This window comes from Rhodococcus sp. Ni2, from assembly GCF_021352185.1.
Classification (GTDB): domain Bacteria; phylum Actinomycetota; class Actinomycetes; order Mycobacteriales; family Mycobacteriaceae; genus Rhodococcus_F; species Rhodococcus_F qingshengii.
In genome coordinates this window covers 2,031,912-2,055,392 of sequence record NZ_WOXZ01000001.1, presented here as the reverse complement: position 1 = coordinate 2,055,392, position 23,481 = coordinate 2,031,912, and the positions used below count along the sequence as shown (strand labels likewise).

At 63.4% G+C, this 23,481-nt stretch carries 22 protein-coding genes; 12 read left to right on the top strand and 10 right to left on the bottom strand.

All coding sequences use genetic code 11. From position 1 onward, the window contains the following. Window positions 1-135: 135 nt before the first annotated feature. The 4 genes from GN300_RS10115 (at window position 136) to GN300_RS10100 (ending at window position 3,584) form a co-directional block, all read left to right on the top strand. Window positions 136-885 carry an IclR family transcriptional regulator gene (locus GN300_RS10115; protein WP_030537941.1) on the top strand — a complete coding sequence of 250 codons (750 nt, stop codon included), beginning with the start codon at window positions 136-138 and terminating at the stop codon, window positions 883-885. 118 nt (window positions 886-1,003) lie between these two features. Further along, window positions 1,004-1,474 carry an NfeD family protein gene (locus GN300_RS10110; RefSeq protein WP_063315984.1) on the top strand — a complete coding sequence of 157 codons (471 nt, stop codon included), beginning with the start codon at window positions 1,004-1,006 and terminating at the stop codon, window positions 1,472-1,474. Next, window positions 1,471-2,286, top strand: coding sequence for a slipin family protein (locus GN300_RS10105; RefSeq protein WP_003946040.1), 816 nt, complete (start codon window positions 1,471-1,473; stop codon window positions 2,284-2,286). The genes GN300_RS10110 and GN300_RS10105 overlap by 4 nt, the downstream gene beginning before the upstream one ends. 59 nt (window positions 2,287-2,345) lie before the next feature. Next, window positions 2,346-3,584, top strand: coding sequence for an HNH endonuclease signature motif containing protein (locus tag GN300_RS10100; protein ID WP_063315401.1), 1,239 nt, complete (start codon window positions 2,346-2,348; stop codon window positions 3,582-3,584). Window positions 3,585-3,649: 65 nt separating this feature from the next. Here GN300_RS10100 and GN300_RS10095 read toward each other — a convergent pair whose 3' ends face one another. Further along, the gene (locus GN300_RS10095) at window positions 3,650-4,357 is read right to left on the bottom strand and encodes a pyridoxamine 5'-phosphate oxidase family protein (RefSeq protein ID WP_063315402.1); all 708 of its coding nucleotides are present in this window, start codon (window positions 4,355-4,357) and stop codon (window positions 3,650-3,652) included. A 97-nt stretch (window positions 4,358-4,454) separates the two neighbouring features. Between GN300_RS10095 and GN300_RS10090 the strand changes: the two genes are divergently transcribed. Then, window positions 4,455-5,840 (top strand): PLP-dependent aminotransferase family protein, encoded by a 1,386-nt coding sequence (locus GN300_RS10090; protein WP_063315403.1) that lies wholly within the window; start codon window positions 4,455-4,457, stop codon window positions 5,838-5,840. A gap of 59 nt (window positions 5,841-5,899) precedes the next feature. After that, window positions 5,900-8,017, top strand: coding sequence for an FAD-dependent oxidoreductase (locus GN300_RS10085; RefSeq protein WP_063315404.1), 2,118 nt, complete (start codon window positions 5,900-5,902; stop codon window positions 8,015-8,017). A 7-nt stretch (window positions 8,018-8,024) separates the two neighbouring features. On the opposite strand, the gene GN300_RS10080 is transcribed toward GN300_RS10085, so the two are convergent. The 6 genes from GN300_RS10080 to GN300_RS10055 all read right to left on the bottom strand — a co-directional run bounded on the left by GN300_RS10080 (window position 8,025) and on the right by GN300_RS10055 (window position 13,454). Then, window positions 8,025-9,083 carry an isopenicillin N synthase family oxygenase gene (locus tag GN300_RS10080; protein WP_223304565.1) on the bottom strand — a complete coding sequence of 353 codons (1,059 nt, stop codon included), beginning with the start codon at window positions 9,081-9,083 and terminating at the stop codon, window positions 8,025-8,027. A 144-nt stretch (window positions 9,084-9,227) separates the two neighbouring features. Next, window positions 9,228-10,331 carry an inositol-3-phosphate synthase gene (locus GN300_RS10075; RefSeq protein WP_003945979.1) on the bottom strand — a complete coding sequence of 368 codons (1,104 nt, stop codon included), beginning with the start codon at window positions 10,329-10,331 and terminating at the stop codon, window positions 9,228-9,230. Beyond that, a complete protein-coding gene (locus GN300_RS10070; protein WP_003946014.1) occupies window positions 10,324-10,887 on the bottom strand; it encodes a PadR family transcriptional regulator in 564 nt (187 codons plus the stop codon). Before GN300_RS10070 ends, GN300_RS10075 begins: the two co-directional genes overlap by 8 nt. A gap of 116 nt (window positions 10,888-11,003) precedes the next feature. Next, window positions 11,004-11,774 carry a DUF1707 domain-containing protein gene (locus tag GN300_RS10065; RefSeq protein ID WP_054827438.1) on the bottom strand — a complete coding sequence of 257 codons (771 nt, stop codon included), beginning with the start codon at window positions 11,772-11,774 and terminating at the stop codon, window positions 11,004-11,006. A gap of 9 nt (window positions 11,775-11,783) precedes the next feature. Continuing rightward, on the bottom strand, window positions 11,784-12,605 hold the full coding sequence (locus GN300_RS10060; protein ID WP_063315405.1) for a DUF1707 domain-containing protein: 822 nt from the start codon (window positions 12,603-12,605) through the stop codon (window positions 11,784-11,786). A gap of 9 nt (window positions 12,606-12,614) precedes the next feature. Beyond that, the gene (locus GN300_RS10055) at window positions 12,615-13,454 is read right to left on the bottom strand and encodes a DUF1707 domain-containing protein (protein WP_007735521.1); all 840 of its coding nucleotides are present in this window, start codon (window positions 13,452-13,454) and stop codon (window positions 12,615-12,617) included. A 128-nt stretch (window positions 13,455-13,582) separates the two neighbouring features. Here GN300_RS10055 and GN300_RS10050 point away from each other — a divergent pair, with 128 nt between their 5' ends. After that, on the top strand, window positions 13,583-14,002 hold the full coding sequence (locus GN300_RS10050) for a DUF5318 family protein (RefSeq protein WP_042448217.1): 420 nt from the start codon (window positions 13,583-13,585) through the stop codon (window positions 14,000-14,002). A 423-nt stretch (window positions 14,003-14,425) separates the two neighbouring features. On the opposite strand, the gene GN300_RS10045 is transcribed toward GN300_RS10050, so the two are convergent. Next, entirely contained in the window at window positions 14,426-14,605 is a 180-nt protein-coding gene (locus GN300_RS10045) for a hypothetical protein (RefSeq protein ID WP_156511702.1), read from the bottom strand. Here GN300_RS10045 and GN300_RS10040 point away from each other — a divergent pair. Then, window positions 14,589-16,736, top strand: coding sequence for a transglycosylase domain-containing protein (locus tag GN300_RS10040; RefSeq protein ID WP_007735524.1), 2,148 nt, complete (start codon window positions 14,589-14,591; stop codon window positions 16,734-16,736). The genes GN300_RS10045 and GN300_RS10040 overlap by 17 nt on opposite strands. A 39-nt stretch (window positions 16,737-16,775) precedes the next feature. Beyond that, window positions 16,776-18,353: a glycosyltransferase family 87 protein gene (locus GN300_RS10035; RefSeq protein ID WP_054826678.1), complete on the top strand. Its 1,578-nt coding sequence runs from the start codon at window positions 16,776-16,778 to the stop codon at window positions 18,351-18,353. 2 nt (window positions 18,354-18,355) lie between these two features. Here GN300_RS10035 and GN300_RS10030 read toward each other — a convergent pair whose 3' ends face one another. Further along, the gene (locus GN300_RS10030) at window positions 18,356-18,655 is read right to left on the bottom strand and encodes a LuxR C-terminal-related transcriptional regulator (RefSeq protein WP_082845708.1); all 300 of its coding nucleotides are present in this window, start codon (window positions 18,653-18,655) and stop codon (window positions 18,356-18,358) included. A gap of 186 nt (window positions 18,656-18,841) precedes the next feature. Between GN300_RS10030 and GN300_RS10025 the strand changes: the two genes are divergently transcribed. Genes GN300_RS10025 through GN300_RS10015 form a run of 3 tightly spaced genes read left to right on the top strand, consistent with a single transcriptional unit; the run spans window position 18,842 to window position 22,683 of the window. Further along, entirely contained in the window at window positions 18,842-19,300 is a 459-nt protein-coding gene (locus GN300_RS10025) for a helix-turn-helix transcriptional regulator (protein ID WP_233405615.1), read from the top strand. Beyond that, complete coding sequence (locus GN300_RS10020) at window positions 19,243-19,545, top strand: hypothetical protein (protein WP_353505261.1); 303 nt, start codon at window positions 19,243-19,245, stop codon at window positions 19,543-19,545. The genes GN300_RS10025 and GN300_RS10020 overlap by 58 nt, the downstream gene beginning before the upstream one ends. Before the next feature lie 21 nt (window positions 19,546-19,566). Next, window positions 19,567-22,683, top strand: a complete 3,117-nt coding sequence (locus GN300_RS10015; protein ID WP_233405613.1) for a WD40 repeat domain-containing protein — start codon at window positions 19,567-19,569, stop codon at window positions 22,681-22,683. A gap of 6 nt (window positions 22,684-22,689) precedes the next feature. Here GN300_RS10015 and GN300_RS10010 read toward each other — a convergent pair whose 3' ends face one another. Continuing rightward, complete coding sequence (locus GN300_RS10010) at window positions 22,690-23,469, bottom strand: DUF4190 domain-containing protein (RefSeq protein WP_030537127.1); 780 nt, start codon at window positions 23,467-23,469, stop codon at window positions 22,690-22,692. Window positions 23,470-23,481 lie beyond the last annotated feature (12 nt).

Below are 23,481 nucleotides of genomic sequence, written 5' to 3'. Positions count from 1 at the left end.
CGGAAGTCTGTTCATCTGGGCTTTTGCAGGTCCACGTTCGGTTCCTTTCCATCTGATGGAAAGGATGGCCGGACTGCTGGGTCCGTGTTAGCGTCCGATTCTCAGGTCGATCAGGCCACAGCGAAAGGATCGTTCGTGACGGACGCACGCGGCGCGGGAGTTCAGACGGTAACCCGTGCCCTGACCATGCTCACATGTTTTCGCAGTGGCGAAGAACTGGGAGTCTCGGAAGTTGCGCGGCGACAAGAGCTTGCGGTCAGCACCACGCATCGATTGCTGCAGTCGCTCGTCGACGCGGGATTTCTCGAGAAGGACGACGCAACCAGTCGGTATCGCATCGGCGCGGCGCTGGCGGCTTACGGACAGGTCTCCTACCGGCAGCATCGGATCTATCTGTCCGAGCCCTATTTGGAGCAATTGGCCGCGACGACAGGAGCATCCGCTTCCCTGGCAGTGCGAAGCGGAAGTGAGGTGGTGTTGCTCGGATTCAGTCGGTGGCGCGAGGCCGACGGGCACGTGCTGCAGGGTGTCCGCCTTCCCTTGCATGCGAGCGCACTGGGGAAAGCCTTTCTGGCTTGGTCCGATGTCGACGATTCCGAGCTGGCTGCGCTGCCACGTGAAGCGACCACTCAGCGTGCGATCACCGATGTCGCCGGTATCCGCCGGGAACTGGAACTGACTCGTGAGCGAGGATACGGATTCAACGACGAGGAGTTGACCCCGGATTTCCGAACGATCGGAATTCCGATAATCGATGGATCCGGCACTGTGCGTTACGCTCTCGGGCTTCGTGGTCCGGTCGAGCTGATGATCGACGAACGGATTCCGTTTCTCGCCGACCTTGCCAAGGTGACTGCACGACAGATCGGTGAGGTCCTTCTCTGACGTGATGTGAAAGCGCTTGTGGCAGATCCGGCCGAACGTGATTACCGTTGAAGTCGAGGGCGTGATCGCACAATGGCTACGCGACGTGACCGCGTCCTCGCGAGCGTGGAGACGAGTGATGACGACGATCGGTGTCGTTGCCCTGTTGCTGGGCGTCCTGTTGATCGTGGTCGAGGCGCATGCCCCAACCGCGGGGGTGCTCGGTGCGATTGGAGCACTCATGATCGGTGCCGGCGTCTGGATGCTCTTCACATCCGACGGTATCGGCCAATTGATCGCGATCCCGGTGACGGCGGGGGTCGCGGTAGTCGGCCTGGGCGTGGTGGCGGTAGCGAGTCGAAAAGCGCTTACCGCGCGCCGCGCTCCCGTGCGTACGGGGACGGAATCTCTTGTCGGCTCGGACGCGACCGTTCGCAGTTGGACCGGTGCGCAGGGTCAGGTCGAGCTCGACGGCGGATTATGGCGTGCTCGAATGGAATTCGGGTACGACGATTCTGTGCCTGCCGTGGGCGAATCCGTCGTCGTAGAGCAGGTTCGAGGCCTGACTCTGAAAGTGCGCCGTCGTGAACCGTGGGAGCTGCCGCTATGACCACCGTGCTTGTCGTGTTGTCCGTGTTTGTCGTGCTGATTGCAGTCCTTGTGGGCATGTCGGTGAGAGTTCTGCGCGAGTACGAGCGCGCGGTGGTGTTCCGACTCGGTCGACTAATCACCTTGAAGGGTCCTGGTCTGGTGATTCTGGTGCCGGCGATCGATCGCATGGAGCGGGTCAGTCTGCGAACCGTCACGCTGAAGATACCGGTCCAAGAAGTGATCACTCGCGACAACGTCCCCGTGAAGGTCACCGCCGTCACGTACTTTCGGGTCGTCGACGCTGACCGTTCGATAGTCGAGGTCGAGGATTTTCTGGCCGCCACCTCACAGATCGCCCAGACCACACTGCGCTCCATTCTCGGTAAAGCTGAGTTGGACTCGCTCCTCTCCGAACGTGAACGGCTCAACGAGGACTTGCAGAAGGTAATCGATCAGCAGACCGAGCCGTGGGGAGTCAAGGTCACGACCGTCGAGATCAAGGACGTCGAGATTCCGGCCAACATGCAGCGCGCCATCGCCAGGCAAGCAGAGGCCGAACGAGAGCGGCGAGCCAAGATCATCAACGCCGACGCCGAGTTTCAGGCTTCGGCCAAGCTCGCCGAGGCGGCCGAGGTGATCAGCCGCAATCCGACCACCCTGCAGTTGCGATATCTGCAGACACTTCACGAGATCGGTAGCGAGAACAACTCCACCGTTGTCTTCCCCTTGCCGCTGGATCTTGTCCGGCCCTTTATCGGTGGCGGAGTTGCGGCAACTCCCGCGACCCAAGAACCTGCCCGTTTCGCCTGGAATGCGAAAGTTGTTGATTAGCATCTAGTTTCGGTTATCCGTTCCTTGTATTCGAAACTATGTTCGATTAGACTTTGAGCATGGACAGTCGGGATGCGTGGCAGCTGGATGGCGAGGACCTCAAGGGTGAGGTTCTGGATCTGGTGCGTGTCCGGCACGAGTTGCAGTCGCGGTTGGTGTTGTTGATCGTGGAGATGTTTTCCCGGGAGGTTCTCGGTGGGAAGGGTTTTCGGGCGATCGCGCAGTGGTTGCATGGTTCGACAAATTTGGAGATCGGTGAGTGCAGTCTGCTGGTCGGGTTGGCGCGGATGTTGATGCTCGAACCCGTGGTGGCGGATGCGTTTCACCGTGGTGATGTGGATGCGTTGAAGGCGCGGCAGGTTGCGTCGTTTTGTCAGCATCCGCCGAAGAACATGACGCCGGCGGACGTGGACAAGGCTCGCGGGATCTTGCTCGGGTTGGCGTCGAAGAACATTGCCGATTGTGATGCGGTGCGGGCGGCGATCCGGCGGATCGAGAAGCAGTACGGCAAGCGTGAGGACGGTGTTCCGGTCGGCGAGGATTCGGAGCGTAACGAGTTCTACGCCTCGAAAGGTTTGTACGGGCGGGTGTCGGTGAAGGGTGACTTGGATGCTGTGAACGGGGCGCGTCTGATCACGTTGTTGTCGAGTCTGTCGGCGCCGACGCCGGAGAAGGACGGTGTCAAGGACACGCGTACGCCGGCGCTGCGGCGGGCGGACGGGTTCTGCGAGTTGTTGCGGCGGTACGAGCGGGCGGGGTTGGGTCCGATCGAGGGCGGGGTGAAACCGCACATCACGGTGACCGCGTCGGCAAAAGATATGACGGACCTTAAAGTTCTGAAAGACCTCCTGCCGTCCACTGAGGAGTTGGGGTTCGCGTGGACGGATTGGGTGGGCCCGATCAGTATCGATACCGCCCGGATGTTGGCGTGCGACTGCACCGTGACGCGAATTTTGTTGGATGAGAATGGTGTTCCGCTCGACTGCGGTAAGGAAGCGAGAACGGCGACGGTGCCGCAGCGGCGGGCTCTTGCGGTTCGGGATGGTGGGTGTGCGTTTCCGGGGTGCGGGACACCGTCGGGGTGGTGCGATGCCCATCATATTGTTCACTGGAACGATGGCGGCCCAACGGATCTCGATAATCTGGTCTTGTTGTGTGGTCATCATCATCGGACACTGCACCACACCGAATGGCGGGTGGAGATCGAGCCGGATCGGAAGACAGTGTTCTATCCACCGATGTCGATCGACCCGTATCAACAGCCGATCGGCGGGAACAGCCCACCCACAGCAGCCTGAACGGGCGCAACTGAATACGTACACACCGGGGCTTAGCCATGCCCCGGTGTGTACGGCGTGTGCGGTCAGAGCATCGTCGAGATATGGTCCGGCAGCGCGACACCGGAGTCGAGATCCTCGGACGGGATCGGTTCACCGAAGTGCGTAGCTGCGGGAACTACTCCAGCCCAAACGGTTTCGATACCGATGTCGGCGGCATCGTCACCGGGGCCGCCGGTGCGAGCCTTGACGGAAGCCTCGTACAACGGCAGCGCAAGAACGATGGTTGCCACCATTTCCTTGCGCGTGTGATCCCGCAAGTGTTGGGAACGTCCGGGAACCACCTGGTCGACGATCAGATTCAAAGCCTTCACGCGTTCGTCGCCGTCGGTCAGGACTCGAGGTGATCCGATGATGACGCCGCTGCGGTAGTTCATCGAGTGGTGGAAGCCCGACCGAGCCAACACGAGCCCGTCGAGGATCGTGATGGTGATGCAGATTTCGCTGTCGGGAGCCAAGCTCCGTGAAGCGACTGAACCGTGAACATAAATAGATCCGCCGCGGTCGGGGCCGTCGAGGTCGAACCCGTAGGCGGTGGGAAACACCATGGGAACTCCGCCGACGGTCACACCCATGTGGCACAGCTTCGCGGACTGCAAGACGTCGACGAGTGCCGCGCGTTCTGCGACGCCGTGGTGGCGGGCGCGCTTGTGCGTCGTACGTGCTGTTGGGGACAGCGGAACAGGTGCAGTGGGGGCAGGAGCAGGGGCAGCAAAGACAACGGAATCTGTCATGCAGACAATGCTGGTGGCAAAGTGGCTTCAAGTCATGGTCCAATCAGTGGAGACTTCGATAGGCCACTTCGATTTGCCACTTCCGGGAGGGTTCTGAATGTTTCTGCCTTCGGCGGTAGCCGTGGTCCTCGATCGGACAGATCGGCGGGCGCTCCCGGTCCAGATTGCCGACCACCTCAGAGCTGATATCCGCAGTGGTAAGGCGGCAGTGGGTCTGAGATTACCCAGTTCCCGGAAGCTGGCGGCGGAGCTCGAGGTGGCGCGGGGCGTCGTGGAACGGGCGTATGAGCAGTTGATCGCCGAGGGTTGGCTTGTCGCTGTGCACGGCTCAGGCACCTTCGTTGCCGAGGCGCCCTCCCCCATGGTCACTCCCACGACTACACCGAAGAAGGCCGCCGACAAGATGTCACCCAGGGTGCAGCTCCGGCCGGGCGTGCCGTGGACGCCACCGCGTGCATCGGCAGCGTGGCGGCGGGCGTGGCGTGACGTCGGGTCCAAACCGCCACCTTTCGAGGATCCCGATCCTGCGGGTGACTACGAATTGCGTTCGGCACTATCGGAATTGCTGGCAAGAGCCCGCGGAATGTCGGTTGAACCCGAGAGAATCCTGATCACCTCAGGTGCCACGCATGGTCTCGGCCTCGCCCTGTCGGCTCTGCGTACCCGTGGTGCTGTTCTGGCGATGGAAGATCCCGGATACCGGTATGCGTCCTCGGCCGCTACAGCCTGTGGATGGTCGCTGCTCGACGTGCCCGTCGACGCTCATGGTCTCTGTGTCGACCAACTCGAAACTGCGTCGGAGAGCGTCCGTGGCGTGTATGTGACACCGTCCCATCAGTATCCGACGGGTGGGCTGCTTCCGGTAGGTCGGCGCAACCAGTTGATCGAGTTCGCCCGCGTCCGCGACGTCGTCCTGTTCGAGGACGACTACGACTCCGAATTCCGTTACGACGTAGCGCCTTTGCCTGCGCTTGCCCAGTTGGCTCCTGATCGGGTGGTGTATCTCGGAACAGTTGCAAAGACGCTCGGCGCCGGAATTCGATTGGGCTGGTTGGTAGCTCCCCTCGACCTGGTCGACCGCATAGCAGTACACCGCCAGCGAATCGGCGACTTCCCGTCGGTTCCGCTGCAGCAAGCACTCCTGTCCCTGCTCCGTGACGGCGAATGGGATCGAGCGGTGCGTACCGCCCGGCGCAGGTACCGGGAGCGTGATCGGGCGGTCGAGGAAGCGCTGTCATCGTTCGGTGAACTGCGGGGTCTCGGCGCCGGCATGCACACGACGCTCATGCTCGACGCGGATCTGGCAGCCACCGTCGCTCGCGAGGCACTTGAATACGGCGTCGAAGTGCCCACCCTGGTCGAGTCCACCCGAACGCACGGAGACCCCGGCGGATTGGTCATCGGCTACGGGCGAGTGGAATCCGCGGACCTCGAATATGCGCTCGAGGTGATAGCCGAGTGCCTCGCACGTCACAGCGCGTGAAGTCTCGTTGATCGGGAGTGCGGCAACGGATGGGCGTGGTCCAGTTCTAGCGTCTGCTCGTGACGATCCGAAGCCAGACCTTTCCGCACCTGCTCGCACCAGGCACCATCGGCCCGATGACCGTGCCCAATCGCGTGGTTCTCCCTGCGATGGACATGAACCTGTGTGAAGACGGGGAAATCGAAAAGGGTGACATCGACCACTTCGTGGCGCGTGCAGCTGGTGGAACGGGTCTGATCATCACCGGTTGCTGCGCTGTTGCGTATCCGCTGGGCTGCACCAGCCGCAAGGAACCGGGGCTTTCGGAAGACCGGTTCATCCCCGGTCTCAAGGCGTTGGCCGACGCAGTCCACGACGCAGGCAGCAAGCTCTGTGTGCAGATGACACACCACGGCAAGGTGGCGCGCATCGATACCCTCGACGGCCGACCGCAGTTGGTCCCGTCCACGCCGAAGCCGCCGGGTGACATGAGCGCGATGGCCGATTGCACGCCAGAAGAACTGGGCAAGATGGCTGCCATCAACGAGGGCAAGAGGGCTACGTACCACGAGGCAACCAAGGAAGATCTTGATTGGCTGGTTCGCATGTTCGCCGAGGCTGCCGGACGGGTGAAGGCGGCGGGCGGCGACGCCGTCGAGATTCACTGTGCCCACAACTACGTCCTCGGAGCGTTCCTGAGTCGATACACGAATCAGCGCAGCGATGAGTACGGAGGTTCCATGGAGAACCGTGCTCGCCTGGCTTGTGAGGTCATTCGAGCGGTCAAGGAGGAGGTCGGCGGTGCGCTCGCCGTCATCGTGCGTCTGGCCGGTCAAGAGTACGGCGAAACCGACGGGCTGACCGTCGACGAGGCTGCTGCGGCTGCCAAGATGTTCGAAGAGGCCGGCGCTGACGCCATTCACGTCACCGGTACCGCGCTGAATGCTTTTGCCAACTTCACCGACGGCCCCCTGCCCGACAAGGTCGGCTATTACACGGACAATGCAACGCGAATCAAGCAGGCGATATCGATCCCCGTGATCACGGTCGGACGTATGCTCCCCGAGGTTGGCGAGAAGATGATCGCGGAAGGTCGCACGGACTTCGCCGCAATGGGCCGTCAGCTCCTGGCCGATCCACAGTTGGTGAACAAACTCAAAGACGGTGCACCCGAGCGGGTTCGGCCTTGCATCAATTGCTACGTCTGCGTGCAGGAGAACTTCTGGGACGAGACGCCGCTGTGCGCTGTCAATCCCGCGCTCGGCAACGAAGCGCTTCTCCCCTTCGTTCGGACCAGCACTCCGAAACACGTTGTTGTGGTCGGAGCGGGCCCCGGTGGTCTCGAGACGGCCCGCGTGGCCGCTGAACGTGGGCACCGAGTCACGGTGTTGGACAAGTCCGATCGCCTCGGTGGCACCCTGTGGTTCTCGAGCCTCACTACCCCGGACAACGGGCGTCTGCTCAGCTGGTTGAAAGTGGAAATCGAGCGTCTCGGTGTCGATGTTCGACTGAAGACCGAAGCCTCGGTTGCTTCGATCCGGGCACTGAACCCCGACGCCGTAGTCGTGGCCACCGGTGCAGTCCGTGAGCGGCCTAGTGTTCCGGGCGGCGACTTGCCGCACGTGCACACCGGTGATTCGTTGCGCGCGTTGATGACCGGAGCTGGAGACGTCTCACAGGTACCGCCGTTCCTGCGGACGATGGCCAAGTTGGGTAAGCTGTCCGGTATCACCAAGAGCCCCGCGGCGATCCGAGCTGTGACCCGCAAGTTCCTGCCCATGGGTAAAGACGTTGTCGTGATCGGTGGTTCGCTTGTCGGACTCGAGCTTGCGGAGTTCCTGGCCGAGCGAGGTCGCAATGTGACGCTGATCGAAGAAGGCCAGCAGTTGGGTATTCCGATGGCGATGCCGCGCCGCTGGACGGCGGTGCGCCACGCCAAGCATGTCGGTGTGGACATTCACCGCAATTCAACGGTGCAGCGAATCACCAAGGAGCACGTCGAATTCCGTTCCGGTGACAAGACACGGACCGCTCCAGCCGACATGGTTGTCGTCGCGTCGGGAGTGTCGGCGCAGGCGCCACTGGCCGATTCTCTGATCGGTGTCGTGTCCGACGTACATGTGGTCGGTGACGCGGTGAACGTCGACTACATCGAGGGCGCGATGCACACGGCGTGGAAAGTCGCGATGGATCTGTAGTTCAGCATCAGGTAGCGCTTTGTGCCGCAACGATGTCCGGCCACCAGCGGGCCGCGACATCGGGGTGCGCACGTAGTCGACTCTTGAGGGCATTCGCCCCGTAGGAATCGTGTATCGGGTTGTTCGCGTCCACGGTGACGCCGGTGGCGCGCGCCGCCAGCTCGGGCGGTAGGTCGAACTCCGGGATCTGCGCTGCGTAGTTCGGGTTGAAGAAGAACGGCACCGAGATACGTTCGCCGTCGCCCTCGGGTGAAACTACCCGGTGCACAGTCGCTTTCAAGTATCCGCCGGTAGCGACCTCGAGCAGTTCGCCGATGTTGACCACCAGCGCCCCGTCGATCGGCGGCGCGTCGATCCAGTCGCCGTCGTGCTCGACCTGCAGACCGCCCTTGCCCGGTTCGACATAGAGCAGAGTCAGCACACCCGCGTCCTTGTGTCCGCCGACGCCCTGGGAGCCGGCACCTTTCGGGCGGCCCGGGTAACGCACCACCTTGATGAGGATCGACGGATCGTGAGCGAACGCGTCGTCGAAGATGTTCGCATCCTGGCCCAGGGCTACCGCCCATTCGCGTAAGAGGCTCAATGCGATCGAGGTGAGCGTGTCGTTCCACTCGGTGATGACGTCGCGAAGTTCGGGAAGGGCGTCGGGCCACTGGTTGGGGCCCTGCAGGATCTCCCAGGCCGGTGAGGTGTCGGTGCGCTCGGCCGCGGGCTGTTCGGCCCCGATGTCGATCTGCTCGCGCCAGTCCTGCTTGCCTTCGGTCAGTTCGCCGCCGAGCCTGGTGTACCCACGGAAGTGCGGGCTGCGGACGTTCTCGATCGCGAGCTTCTCGGCAGTCGGTAGCGCGAAGAACTCGCGGGCGACGTCGAGGAGGCGTCGCTGCAGTTCGTCGGGAATTCCGTGGCCGACCAGGTAGAAGAATCCGACCTCGTGGGTGGCCTCGCGCAGCTGAGTGCGGAACTGCTCGGCGGTGTCGGGGTTCTGCGCAAGCGACAGATCGAGCACTGGCAGCGACGTAATCGACATGGGGTCCTCGATCCGTGTGATGGTTCTGATGTCCATCATTCCACGCTGAGCGGCACCCGGACCCGCACGGCAATTCGGCAGCCGCAGGCGTGATTACCCGCGCGGATGCGGAAACACCCTGCGGATAACAGAATCGGGGCCTTGCGCCGTTGGCGCAAGACCCCGAATCAGCGTGAACCTAAATCAGGCCTCGTCGGCTCCGATGATGAAGGCTTCGAGCTCGATGCGAGCCTTGTCGTCGGCCATCTGGACCGGCGGGGACTTCATCAGGTAAGCGGAAGCCGGGTAAACCGGTCCACCGATGCCGCGGTCCTTGGCGATCTTGGCTGCGCGGACGGCGTCGATGATGATGCCGGCAGAGTTGGGCGAATCCCAGACCTCGAGCTTGTACTCCAGGTTCAGGGGAGCGTCACCGAAGGCGCGGCCTTCGAGGCGGACGTATGCCCACTTGCGGTCGTCGAGCCACTCCACGTAGTCCGAGGGACCGATGTGGACGTTGCGGTCGTGAACCTTGCCGGCAAGTGCGCCGGTCAGGTTGGACGTCACAGCCTGGGTCTTGGAAACCTTCTTCGACTCCAGGCGATCACGCTCGAGCATGTTCTTGAAGTCCATGTTTCCACCGACGTTGAGCTGGTAGGTGCGGTCCAGCACGACGCCGCGGTCTTCGAACAGCTTCGCCATCACGCGGTGGGTGATGGTGGCGCCGACCTGGCTCTTGATGTCGTCACCGACGATCGGGACGCCGGCGTCCTTGAACTTGGCAGCCCACTCCGGGTCGGAAGCGATGAAGACGGGCAGAGCGTTGACGAATGCAACGCCTGCGTCGATCGCGCACTGTGCGTAGAACTTGTCAGCGTCGTCGGAACCGACGGGCAGGTAGGAGACGAGGACGTCGACCTGAGCGTCCTTGAGTGCCTTGACGACGTCGACGGGCTCGGCGTCGGACAGCTCGATGGTCTCGGCGTAGTACTTGCCGATGCCGTCGAGGGTCGGGCCACGCTGAACGGGAACGTCCAGGGGCGGGACGTCGGCGATCTTGATGGTGTTGTTCTCGCTCGCGAGGATCGCCTCGGAGAGGTCGAAGCCGACCTTCTTGGCGTCGACGTCGAACGCAGCGACGAACTGCACGTCGCGGACGTGGTACTTACCGAACTTGACGTGCATGAGGCCGGGGACCGTCTGGGTCTCGTCGGCATCCTTGTAGTAGTGGACGCCCTGAACCAGGGACGAGGCGCAGTTACCCACGCCCACAATGGCTACGCGCACCGCGGTGCTGTTCTCACCCATGGTCGGGTTCTCCTTCTTTCCGGGATGTTCCTGTTGTCGATTGCTCGGCTGCGATCAATTCGTTGAGCCAACGCACTTCGCGTTCACTCGATTCGAGTCCGAGCTGATGGAGCTGACGGGTATAGCGGTCCAGCGATCCGCTGGCCCGACCGACGGCCTCGCGGAGCCCCTCACGGCGCTCCTCGACCTGGCGTCGCCTGCCTTCGAGGATCCGCATCCGCGCTTCTGCGGGGGTGCGGCTGAAGAAGGCGAGGTGAACGCCGAAACCGTCGTCGGTGTAGTTCTGCGGCCCGGTGTCGGCGACCAGTTCGGTGAACCGTTGCCGACCTTCCGGAGTGAGCTGGTAGACGCGACGCGCCCGACGCTTGAGCGTGCCGGTGGCAGTGTCGACGTCTTCTGAGATCAATCCGTCGGCTTGCATGCGCCGCAGTGCCGGGTACAGCGATCCGTACGAGAACGCGCGGAATGCGCCGAGCAGACCAGTGAGCCGCTTACGCAGCTCGTATCCGTGCATCGGTGACTCGAGGAGCAGCCCGAGGATTGCGAGTTCGAGCAACTGACAAACCTCCCGAGTCGTTGAACCTAACCGCTTGATGCGATAACCAACTATATCGCGCCGATATATAAAACCACACTGCGGCCCGATACGTGTACCAAGGTGTCACGGCTAGATCAGGGGGTGAACGGGTAGATCGACATGATTTCGCCATCGAGGGCAGCGGTCAGGTACCCGCTCTCGTCGAGGTCGTTGCCGACGTGAATCTGGATGGTCGGAACATTTTCGGTGCTGTCGACAGAGACGTACCGAGTGGTCGGATTTTGCACCGACGTCGTTGTTCCGGCGCCGTCGAGAAGGGCGATCACGATGCGAGGATCGAGCTGTCTGACGTCGATCTGTGTCACGTCGGGTTCGCGTGATCCTCCTGAAGTCGTGTCCTCGAGGTCGCCTCGGTAGTAGCTGTCCAGGCTCTTGCGCGGCGCGGCGGGATCGGCGCGCGTTACGCGTGCATAAGTGGGATAGATGGTCATCTCGTCGACCAGTCCGCTGCCGTACTCCGTTTCGATGGCATGGAACATCGCCCCCAGGCCGTCGACGGTGTGTAACTGTGGCTCGGGGCTCGAGAAGATCGTGACGTCGGACGCGGCGTATTTGATTCCGAAACCGACAGCCGAGACCAGTGACAGCGCGATGATCACAACGGCGATCCAACGCGTGTCCAGCGAAGGTTCTTTCCGAAGAATGGGTAGGGACGCCTCGGTCTGCAGATCGGACGTCAAATCTTCGAGATCGCCGAGAGTGACTGCCACCGCGGCGAGTTCGGTCAATTCGTCGTGCTCGGTCGCCGTGAGTTGTCCGTCGGCGAAGGCGGAGTCCAGCACTGCGCAGGTAGCCTCGCGATCGGCATTGCGAGCGCGGGTGGTCCTGGTCAGATCGTTCGGCATGTCCGGGGCCTATCGAGGAGTGAAGGGAGACAAGCGGATCGGGCGGCCATCCGGGGTCAAATCCATTGAGCCGCTCGCGCCGAGGTTGTTGCTGGCGTAGATGGAGACGCGTGGATCGTCGCTCGACGAACTCATGCTGATGTGTGTGATCTCGGCGTCGGGGACGTTGAGATTTGCGGACACTCCTGCCAGATATCCGGCGAGTTTGTCGATGTCGACGGCAGCGAGGTCGAAGGTGACGGTGCTGGCTGCTCGAGTCGACGTGCTGTCGCGTGGTGTGAAACCGCCTCGAAAGTCGATGTCTTCCTCCAGGTTCGGCGAGACAGCGGCGGCGCGAGTGACGCTTGCATAGCCGTCGTAGAAGTTGGCGGAATCGATTATCGTCGTGCCGTACTTGGCGCTGTATCTGGTGATGAATTCCCCGATCCCGCTTGCGGTGACCGTGTTCAACGTCGAACTCACAATGGGGGCAAGCGGTTCGACGTTTTCGGCTGCCGCCGGTGGAGGCGGTGGGGGTGAAGGGTCGGCGGACAAGGTGAGGTACCCGATCAGGCCGGCGAAGATAGTCGATGCGGCTGCGAGGTACCAGATCTTGTCGATACGGCGAACTTTGGCGACGGCGTTGCGCAGCGTTGCTTTCTGCAGATCGCGGACCAGCAGATCGAGCTGTCCGAGCGTGGTCGCGGTCATGGCCGATGCCGTTCGGTTCGCATGCTCGTCGACCGTGATCTGTCCGTCGGACAGGGCGGAGTCGAGAACGGCGCAGGTGTCGGAACGGTCGACGTCGCGCGCGCGGGTGCGCGTAGAGGTAGTAGTCGGGGACCCACTCACCGGCTCACCCTAGCTCCCGTACGGGTAGGAACGAGAGATCTCGCCCCACGGCGTGACCTCGATGCGTCCTTGGTGGCCGAGTCCGTTCTCTGCATAGATCGCGATCTCCGGGACGCCGTAGTTCGCGTCCACGATCAAGTGGGTGATCGCGGCGTCCGAAACGTTGACATAGTCGCCTATGTTCACCATGTACGGCGCGAGCTTGTCGATCTGGATGGAACCGAGGTCGAAGGTCGGCTGGCCCGTTCGCCGCGGAATGGACGTCACTTCCCTCTCGAAGCCGTCGCGAAAACTGATGGACTCGGTGAGAGCGGGAGCATCGGGGACCGCCCGGCTCACTGAGGAGTAGTCGCCGTGGAAGCTGGCGTCGTCTACGAACATGTCACCGAACTCTTCTCGATACCTCTCGATGAATGCGCCGATTCCTTCCGGCGTCAACGTGTCGATGTGTGCGATCAGGATCGGTTCGACGGTCGGCTCCGGCACCGGGGTGGTGGTCGGCAACGGCGGAGCGAGGGAAGTAGTGCTGGCATAACTGGCTGTGATGTCTTCCGAGGGCGTCAACGGTGACCGACTCCACGCCACTGCTGCGATCGCGCCGACGACGATCAGAGCAGCAGCACCGACGAACACGGCCTTTCGTGCCGTCGACGTCCGAGGCACCGTTTTGGTCTCGATCTTCGGCACCTGCAGATCGTTGACCAGGCGTGCGAGTGCGAGCAGGGTCTTCGCGGACTTCGCCTTCTCGGTCCGGTCGAAGTAGTCCTCCGCGCTCAACTGCCCTTCGGCGTACGCGGCGTCCAACACATTGCACGTTTCGACGCGATCAAGATCACGAGCACGCGTCATCGGAGAACGAGAAGACTTCACAGGAAGTGATCGTAATGGCTGGTCGCCATGCCCCCAGCCCCCGAAATGTGTTCATCGTGACCCTCCCGAACCGTCCGTCGCGGCACGGACGCACGTACGCTGGTCAGGTGCGGATACAGCGGCAAGTTGTGGACTACGCGCTCGCGCGTCGGTCTGTGCTGGCCGAAGTGTCTGCGGGTCGGACCGACGTCAAGCAGGTGTGTGACGCCGATCCGTACCTACTCAGAGCCGCGAAGTTCCACGGCCGGGGCAGCGACGTCGTCTGCCCCATTTGCCGCAAGGAACAGTTGACGCTCGTGTCCTGGGTGTTCGGCGACAAGCTCGGTCAGGTTTCGGGATCGGCCCGAACCTCGGACGAGCTCGCTCGGCTTGCGGAAACAGCAGAGGAGTTCACGGTGCACGTTGTAGAGGTGTGCCGTACCTGCAGTTGGAACCACTTGGTGCAGTCCTATGTGCTCGGCGCAGTACCTGCGCCGCCGCGACCGCGGCGAGCACGCCCACCAAGCCGGCGCACCGCCAGCGAGTAACGCCACACCCGAAGAAGGGCCCGATCGAAGTCTGCACGTGATCGGTCCGTGACCACTGGAGATTTGATTCGTGAGTTCCCCCAGCAACAACAACCCGGGCGGCAACAACCCGGGTGGCCGTCCCGTCGGTCCCAACCGTCCCGCCGGACCTCCTCAGGGTCGTCCGCCGCAGGGACGTCCCATGGGCCCACCACCGCAGGGACGCCCTCCGATGGGTCCGCCCCCTCAGGGTCGTCCGCCGCAAGGTCGTCCGATGGGACCCCCGCCCCAGGGTCGTCCGCCGCAAGCCCGACCTTCGGGCCCGCCTCCTCAGGGCCGCCCCGCCGGTCCCCCTCCTCAGGGTCGTCCGCCGCAAGGCCGACCTGCCGGCCCGCCGCCTCGAGATCGCGCCGTAGGCGCTCAAGGAGATCGCGCCTCCAGCACTCAGGCGAACGAACCGACCCAGCGCGTCGCGGCAGCAGCAGCGACCACCCGTAGCAACGCGGGCACCCGCCCGCCGGTCGGACCTCCGCCGACGAAGCCGCCGACAGGTGGCTCCGGTGGCGGTGGCAACGACGGACAACCCCCGAAGGGAAGAAAGAGCACCGTGAAGAAGAAGTCCAAGTGGCGCACAGTTCGCCGCTCGGCCTACGTCTTGGTGGCGCTCGGTCTTGTTCTGCCCGTCCTTGCCTTCATGGCGGCGTACATCGTGCAGGACGTCCCCAAGCCCGGTGACCTCAAGACCAATCAGGTGGCGACGGTCTTTGCCGCCGACGGCACCACGGTGATCAGCACTGTCGTCCCGCCAGATGGCAACCGCGTCGAGGTCTCGCTCGATCAGGTACCGCCGCACGTTCGCAACGCTGTTCTGGCCGCAGAGGACCGCGATTTCTACTCGAACCCGGGCTTCTCGATCTCCGGTTTCGCACGCGCGGCCCGAGACAACGTCCTCGGTCGCGACAGCGCCGGTGGTGGCTCGACCATCACGCAGCAGTACGTCAAGAAGGCGCTTGTCGGCTCGGAGCGTTCGCTGACGCGAAAGATGAAGGAACTCGTCATCTCCTCGAAGATGGCCAACGAGTGGTCCAAGGACGACATCCTCGCCGCGTATCTGAACACCATTTACTTCGGTCGCGGCGCATACGGCATCGGCGCAGCATCCAAGGCTTACTTCGGTAAGCCCGTCGACCAGCTGTCCATCGAAGAAGGCGCCGTCCTGGCGTCGTCGATCCAGCTTCCGTCGCTCCTCGATCCCGAGACCAACCCGACAGGCGCGAAGTCCCGTTGGGATTACGTGCTCGACGGCATGGTGTCCGCCGGCACGCTGGATCAGGCCGCGCGCACGCCGATGCAGTACCCCGCCTACATCCCGCTCGCCCAGGTCGACAACAGCAGCCAGGGCTCGACCGGACCCGAAGGCCTGATCAAGCGTCAGGTGCTCAAGGAGATCGGCGACGCTGGAATCAGCGAGCAGTTGCTCAACACCGAGGGCTTGCAGATCACCACGACCATCGACCCGCAGGCTCAGGCCGCAGCGGTCGAGGCAGCCCGTTCCAACATGGAGGGTGAGCCGGAGAATCTGCGTACCGCAGTTGTCTCGGTCGATCCGAAGACCGGAGCCGTCAAGGCGTACTACGGCGGTGAGGACGGCGCGGGATACGACTTCGCGAATGCCGGACTTCAGACTGGTTCCTCGTTCAAGGTGTTCGGCCTCGCAGCCGCCCTGGATCAGGGAATCCCGCTCTCGCAGATGTACGACAGCTCACCGCTGACCGTCAACGGCATCTCCATCGGCAACGTCGAAGGTGAAAGCTGCGGCACCTGCACCATCGCAGAGGCGCTCAAGCGTTCGCTGAACACCAGCTTCTACCGTCAGATGCTCAGCCTCGACGGCAACGGCCCGCAGGAAATCGCGGACATCGCTCACAAGGCAGGCATCCCGAAGGACATCCCGGGCGTCGGCCCGTCGCTCACCGAGGCCGACGGTTCCGGCCCTAACAACGGCATCGTGCTCGGCCAGTACCAGGCCCGCGTGCTCGACATGGCGTCGTCGTACGCGACACTCGCCGCGTCCGGTACGTATCACGCACCGCACTTCGTGCAGAAGGTCGTCGCGGCCGACGGCACCGTGCTGCTGGACCGCGGCGCGCCCGCCGGTGAAGACCGCATCGACGCTGCCGTGGCGGACAACGTGACGGCTGCGATGCAGCCGATCGCGGCGTACTCGCGCGGTCACAACCTGGCCGGCGGACGTCTGTCGGCGTCGAAGACAGGTACCGCGCAACTCGGTGACACCGGAGCCAACAAGGACGCGTGGATGGTCGGCTACACGCCGTCGCTTTCGACCGCGGTCTGGGTCGGAACTCCCGACGGTGAAGCGATCACCAATTCCGGTGGCGCGATGATCTACGGCTCGGGTCTGCCTTCGGACATCTGGAAGGACACGATGGACGGCGCCCTCGAGGGCACCGACAACGAGAAGTTCCCGACGCCGGGCAAGATCAACGGTCAAGCCGGTGGTGTTCCGGAGTACACGGCTCCCGCACCGCCCAAGACGTCGGCGCCGCCGACCACCGCACCGACGACGACGGAAACCACTCCGCCGCCCGTGGTGACAACGACGCAGGTCGAGGTTCTGCCGGGCATCACGATCCCGATTCCGGGCATCTCCCGGCCGACGACAACCACGCCACAGGTACCAGGGGCAGGCGAGACCACCGAGGAAGAACCGGCAGGTGTGAGCCCCGGCCAGTAGTTGGAGGGTGGTCGGTTCGAAAGACGGTAACCTCGCGGAGTGGCCGCGAATGCTGATGATGCCGAACCGACCTCCCCCGCTCCGCTGGCCGAAGATCTTCGTTCGGCGGATTGGCGGGACGTTCCCAGTCGCAACGACGCGATGGTGTCTGCGCTGTCGGGAACCGTCGGCGGTCCGGTAGGTCGTCACGCACTGATCGGGCGCACTCGCTTCTTCACACCGATGCGAGTGATCCTTCTGCTCGCCGTGGTGTTCTTGGCTTTCGGCTGGTTCGCCAAGGCGGGCTGTATTCAACAGGCGCCGGTCGGCGAGAGCGGGCAGGTCGGCCTCGACTGGAGTGGCAGCCGTCAGTACGTGGCGATGTGTTACTCCGATACCGTTCCGCTGTACGGAGCCGAGCGCCTCGATCAGGGAGCATTCCCGTACAAGACGTCGTGGGAAGAAGTACGCGGCGACGGTTCGATCCAGATGCGGTACATGGAGTATCCGGTCATCTCGGGGCTCTACCAGTACGGCGCAATGAAAGTCGCGAAGGCGTGGGATTCGATCACCTGGCTGCCGGGCGCTATTCAGGTGGCGCTCTATTTCAACGTCGTGGCGTTCGGGTTGGCGTTGGCGTGGCTGGTCACCGTGTGGGCGAGCACCCTGCTGGCCGGACGACGAGTGTGGGACGGCGCGCTCATCGCGTGTTCCCCGTTGGTGATCGTGCACGTGTTCACGAACTTCGATCCTCTGGCGACCGCGTTCGCGGCCGGTGGGTTGTTGGCGTGGGCACGCAAGCGGCCCGTGCTCGCGGGAATCCTGCTCGGCCTGGGCGGCGCCGCAAAGCTCTACCCGCTCCTCCTACTGGGACCGCTCTTGGTCCTGTGTCTGCGCGCGGGCAAGACGAGGGACTGGCTGGTGACCGCTCTCAGCGCGGTCGCGGCATGGCTTGCGGTGAACCTGCCCATTGCCGCGCTGTACCCCCATGGTTGGTACGAATTCTTCCGGCTCAACTCCGAACGCGGGGCCGATCCGGATTCGCTCTACAACGTGATCGCGTCGTTCACGTCGTGGAAGGGCCTCGACGGTCCTCTCGCACAGGGTGAGTCGCCGTCGAATCTCAACGCCGTCTCTCTGCTGCTGTTTGTCGCCGTCTGTATCGGTGTCGGATACGTCGCCCTGACGGCGCAGCGTCGTCCGCGAGTTGCGCAGCTGTGCTTCCTGTTGGTGGCGGGCTTCCTGCTCACGAACAAGGTGTGGAGCCCGCAGTATTCTCTGTGGCTGGTGCCGCTGGCCGTGTTGGCCTTGCCGCACCGCAGACTCCTGCTCGCGTGGATGACCATCGACGCCCTGGTCTGGGTTCCACGAATGATGTATTACCTCGGTGTGTCCAACAAGGGGCTGCCGGAGCAGTGGTTCACCGGAACCGTCGTGATCCGGGACATCGCGGTACTCGTTCTGTGCGCGCTGGTGCTCCGGCAGATCTACCGGCCGTCGGAGGATCTCGTGCGGTACGGGTTCATCGACGATCCGGCGGGCGGTGTTCTCGATCAAGCACCGGACAAACAACCCGCCTGGCTACCCGGTTGGTTGAAGCCGTCCAAGGCGAAGGAACCGGAAACCGTCGCGGTCTGAGGTCACCACTCGTCGAGGGTGGTGTACCCGTCCTGAACCGCGCGGGCGAACAACGCTGCCTTCGTGGGAGCCGGCCGCCCGATGTCGCTGTACTTCGTGCGGATCCGAGTGATGTGTGTGTTGACGGTGCAGACGCGTAGGCCGAGTGTCTCGGCGACCTCGGACTTGGAATCCGAACGTAGCCAGGCAAGAAGTACTTCGATCTCACGGACGCTCAGCTTCGGCTTGTGCTTGCCGTGCTTGGGGTTGCCGACTCGGGACACGTTTGCCTCGATCTTCGGAGAAATGCCGATTGAAGACATGCGAGTAGCGCCTTTCGACGGAGGGGATGGGCGTCGACTGCCGTATTTGCAGAAGGGCTGCTGGCTCAGGGTGCGACTGAGACGAGTATTTCGATCGAGGTGTCTCAGTGGAACGGGTGCAACTCTCTCGATACAGAGTCCATACAACGGACAAATCCCCTACCTGCTCCGATAGAGTGCGTCGCTATGAACTCGAAGGCAGAAGCCGGTACGCACAATCAGGTCGATCCCGCCCGGATCGAGTCGCGTGGGCAGTTTGCTGAGACGCTCACTGCACTGCGGAACGCAGCCGGACTGACGGTCCGCGAAGCCGTCGAGCGTTCGGGTGGTTTGCACGGAACCGTCAGCGGATGGTTTGCCGGCCAACACCTGCCGACGCCGGCGAGTACCCCGATGTTTTTCGCGCTCCTCGAGGCCTGCGGCGTCGATTCCGAGGATGAGCGGGAGCGCTGGATCAGTGCGGTGCAACGAGTGAGACAGCTGACGGCCAGACGACGCGGCGACGCCACCGTTCCGTATCGAGGTCTCGAGTCGTTCGGCAGGAGGATGCCGAGTGGTTCTTCGGTCGAGACGAACTCACTGCCAACTTGGTCGAGCGGGCGGCGTCGGCGATACGGGGTGTCGGCCGCCGTCAGTTCATGGTGATCGGTGCTTCCGGATCGGGTAAGTCGTCTTTGCTGCGGGCCGGGCTCGCCCCCAAGGTTGCCGGGGACGATCCACGGTTCGACGGTTGGCGGGTGGAAACCCTGCAGCCGGGTACAGGAGGAATCCCGTCGTCGATTTCCGACGAACCAACGGTCTTGATCCTCGACCAGTTCGAGGAACTGTGGACGCAGTGCGACGGTGATCGGCGCGAGGAAATACTGCGGACACTCGCGGAACTCGGTTAGAACACCATCGCCGTCATCGGAATGCGCGCCGACTTCTACGGGCTCGCGGCGGAGGAACCGCTTTTGGTGCCGCTGCTCGACGATTCGCCGATGGTGGTCGGGCCACTGACCGACGAACAATTGCGCGAGGTGATCGTCGAGCCGGCGATCAAGGCCGGGATGACCGTGCAGAGCGAATTGGTTCAGGTTCTGGTCTCCGAGCTGACACCACGCGGCTCGCGTACGGCGAGCGACCCCGGAGCTTTGCCCTTGCTGTCACACGCACTGTTGGGGACCTGGCAACGGTCGACGCGTAAAACTCTGACCGTCTCGGATTACTACGCCACCGACGGGATTGCCGGAGCCGTCCAGCAAAGCGCGGAGGAAGTGTACGGCGAGCTCACAGATAGGCAGCAGCAGTTTGCGCGCAGGATCTTTCTGCGATTGGTCAACGTCGACGAAGTGACGCAGACGCGTCGGCGGGCACCGCGCACCGAACTCTTCCTCGGTGACGACGTCGACGACGTGAATACCGTCATCGACCGGTTCGCCTTACGCCGCCTTCTCACCGTCGACGAGGAGACCGTCGAGGTTTCGCACGAGGTCTTGCTGTCCGCGTGGAGTCGGCTTCGCGATTGGATCGACTCGGACCGCGCCGGTCTGGCGGTGCATCGCCGGTTCACCTACGCGGCGCAGGTGTGGGAAGACAGTGGACGCGACCCCGGCGCGCTGCTCGGACCCGCACGTCTTCATCTGACGGAAGAATGGCTGCGTTCGGGCGAACTCGGGCTCCCACTGGAACCGAGTCGGACCCGCGCCGCCGACCTCAATGCCACCGAGCGGGAGTACCTCGCCGCGAGCATCGAGCATCGTGATCAGCAGGAATTTGCCGATCGCCGACGTACACGCGTGCTACGACGGCTCGTGACTGCGCTGGCAGCCGCGTCGGTGATCGCTCTGGTGTTGGCGGTGGTTGCCACCGTCGCCGGTATCGGCGCCAATCGTCAACGTGTCCAAGCAGATACCGCGCGCGACGAGGCGATGTCGCGTCAGGTGGCCACCGAGTCGATCAGGATGCGCGAGCGGGATCCGTCGCTGGCGTCGCAGCTTGCTCTGGCGGCATTTGCGGTCAACGAAACAACCGAAGCCCGCTCGGCATTGCTGGATGCGTCGGGCGTTCATTCGGCTACTCGCATCATCGGACCGCCCGGCGCGATGAAGGCCCGGATCAACCCAGCTGGAACTGTTGTGGCGGTGGGTGGTTCGGACGGGAAGGTCAGGCTTTATCCGATGGTGGACGGTGTTGCCTCAGCCGTTCCGCAGGCAGAGTTCCTCGGAGTCTCGGAGGGCACGGCCCTCTTTGCCGTCGCCTACAGCCCGGACGGACGGCTCCTTGCGACCGGTGGTGCCGGCGGCGCTGCACTCTGGGATGTGTCGGACCCGAAGAATCCGGTCCGTGGAACACTTCCCGTCGACGGTGAACGCGTAGTGCAGGACATGGAGTTCAGCCCAGACGGAACCAAGCTGGTCGCCGGTACCTCGACGCCCGACGTCCTGCGATGGAACATCGACACCTCCACGAATGCCGTTGCTTTGCCTGCTCTTCCGCATCCAGCTGACGGCATTGTCACCGCGACGTTCAGCCCCGACGGACGTTTCCTCGTGGCGGGCGGGCGTCAAGCGACTCTGCGCGTGTGGGACGTCGCGAAGTGGGGTGAGGAATCGGCGCCGATCTTCGCGACCGAGCCCAACGGCACCACCGTCCACTACCTCGGCGTTGCCTTCAGCCCGGACGGACGTGAGCTCGCGGCGGGAACCACTGGCAGGGAGGTGGTTCGGTGGGACATGAGCGATCCGGCGCGCCCCTCTCCCCTGCAGGCACTGACGGGATTTTCCAGCTACGTCAACGAACTGAACTACGGCAAAGACGGAACACGTCTTGCCGCAGGAAGTTCCGACAACTCCGTGCGCGTGTGGGACCCCCGAACCGGGGCATTGATCGAAACACTTCCGGACAGTGGGGCGGTGACCACAGTCGACTACAGCGATGACGGCCGCAATCTGGTCACCGGGGGACTCAACGGTGTGACTCGCGTGTGGGCTCTTCCGGGTCCGGTCTGGGCGGGAGCTCGGGACACGATCTTCACCAGTCCCTTTGCCGCGGACGGCTCGCGTCTGGTGGCCGGCGTCGGTGCCAGGGGTGGCGCGATGTTGGCGTGGAACACCGAGGATCTCGATCGCCCCGCGGTGATGCCGGAGTTGAAACCGCAAGGGGACGACTCTTTCAGCGGTGCGTCGGCGGTGTCGGCAGACGGGAACCTGGCTGTGAGCGGCACCGGCGGCGGCGGTGCATATCTTTGGGACCTGAGTGATCCGGCGTCGCCACGTATCTACGGCGAGCCTGCGGTATATGTGAAGGGCATCGTGGCGGTTGTCGTGCTGAATCCCGCCGGAGATCTGCTGGCGGTGTCCTCGCAGGACGACAACAGTATTGCGTTGGTCGACGTTTCCGACCCGTCGGCTCCGAAACTGTTGTCGTCGACCGATGTCGGCTCCTACCCGCAGATGATGGCCTTTCAGCCAGGTGCCGACATCTTGGCGATCGCGAACGCCAAGAACGAAGTGGATCTGTGGGACGTGTCGAACGCAGCGTCGCCCCGGGTGGCGGCGACGGTGGGTGGATTCGAAAGCTACGCATTAGCAGTGTCTTTCAGCGCCGACGGAACGCTGTTGGCCGCTGGAAGTGCGGATCACGGTGTCGCCGTGTGGGACGTACGCACACCGTCGGCACCCGAGGAACTCGCTCGTCTCGTCGGCCCCGAGGGCGCAATCTATTCGATCTCGTTGAACCGCGCCGGTGATCGGCTCGCTGCCGGTGTCGGCGACGGAACCGTCTGGCTCTGGGACATCGAGACTCCCTCGCAGGCAACACGATTTGCGACGCTGTCCGCCTACCCGGGTCGCGTCAACGACGCTCAGTTCGCCGGCGAGAGTGACATGATCGCGGGTAGCGGGTCGGACAAGACCGTTCGCTTGTGGGGAATCGACCCCGACGGCGTCGTTGATCGATTGTGCCGCACCGCAGGATCTCCCATCACGGAAGCCGAATGGGAGCGGTACCTGCCCGGTGTTCCCTATCAGGATCCGTGTGCCGGCTGACGCGCTTCAGTTCATCCAGAACTCGAGCGCCGGTTCCCGACCCAGCTCGCCTCCGCTGCCGGTGATCACCAGTCCGGCGGAGGTGAGCTTGTACGTCACGTCCTTGTTGGTGACGGTGAATCCGTTGCCGGTGGGCGTCGGATCGTCGAGTTCGATGGTGGCGCCGTCGCTCAGCCGTTGACCCTTGTAGTAGTAACGCCCGACTCCGGTTTCGCAGATGACGATTCGTGATCCGGTCGTGACGGCGATGGCGACGGCAGGATTGGTGGAGTTGCAACTGGGGCCGCCGGAGATGAAGCCCTGACGGTTGGTGCCCGAGACGGTCGGCGCTGGTCCGATCGAGGTTGTGACGCGTGGGGGCGTCGTCGTTTTCGGCGCTGTGGTGGGTGCACTCGGCGCCCGAGTCGTGGTCGTGGAGTACGAGTACGGCGTCGTATAGGTGAGACTCCGCGAACTCGCTTCATTGGCGGCGTTGCCGAAAGCGGCGGCGAGCAGCCCGAAGAACGCGATCCACACGATCACGGCCAGGATGCCGAGTGCGGTGAAGATGTAGCCGATGATCAGTCCGGCAAGGGCGAGTCCGTCGCCTTCTTCGCCGGTCCGTTTGATCTGGCCGCGAGCGATGTGCCCGAAGACGATCCCCAACGGCGCGATGAGGAACGCGAAGACGAGGGCGAGTACCGCGAGTGTGTTCGTCGGGCGCCTGCCGTACGGATCGGGCTGCCCGTACGGAGCCGGTTGCCAATTCTGATTGCCCTGGTACCCGTACCCACCCTGATCGCTCATGAGGTGAATCTT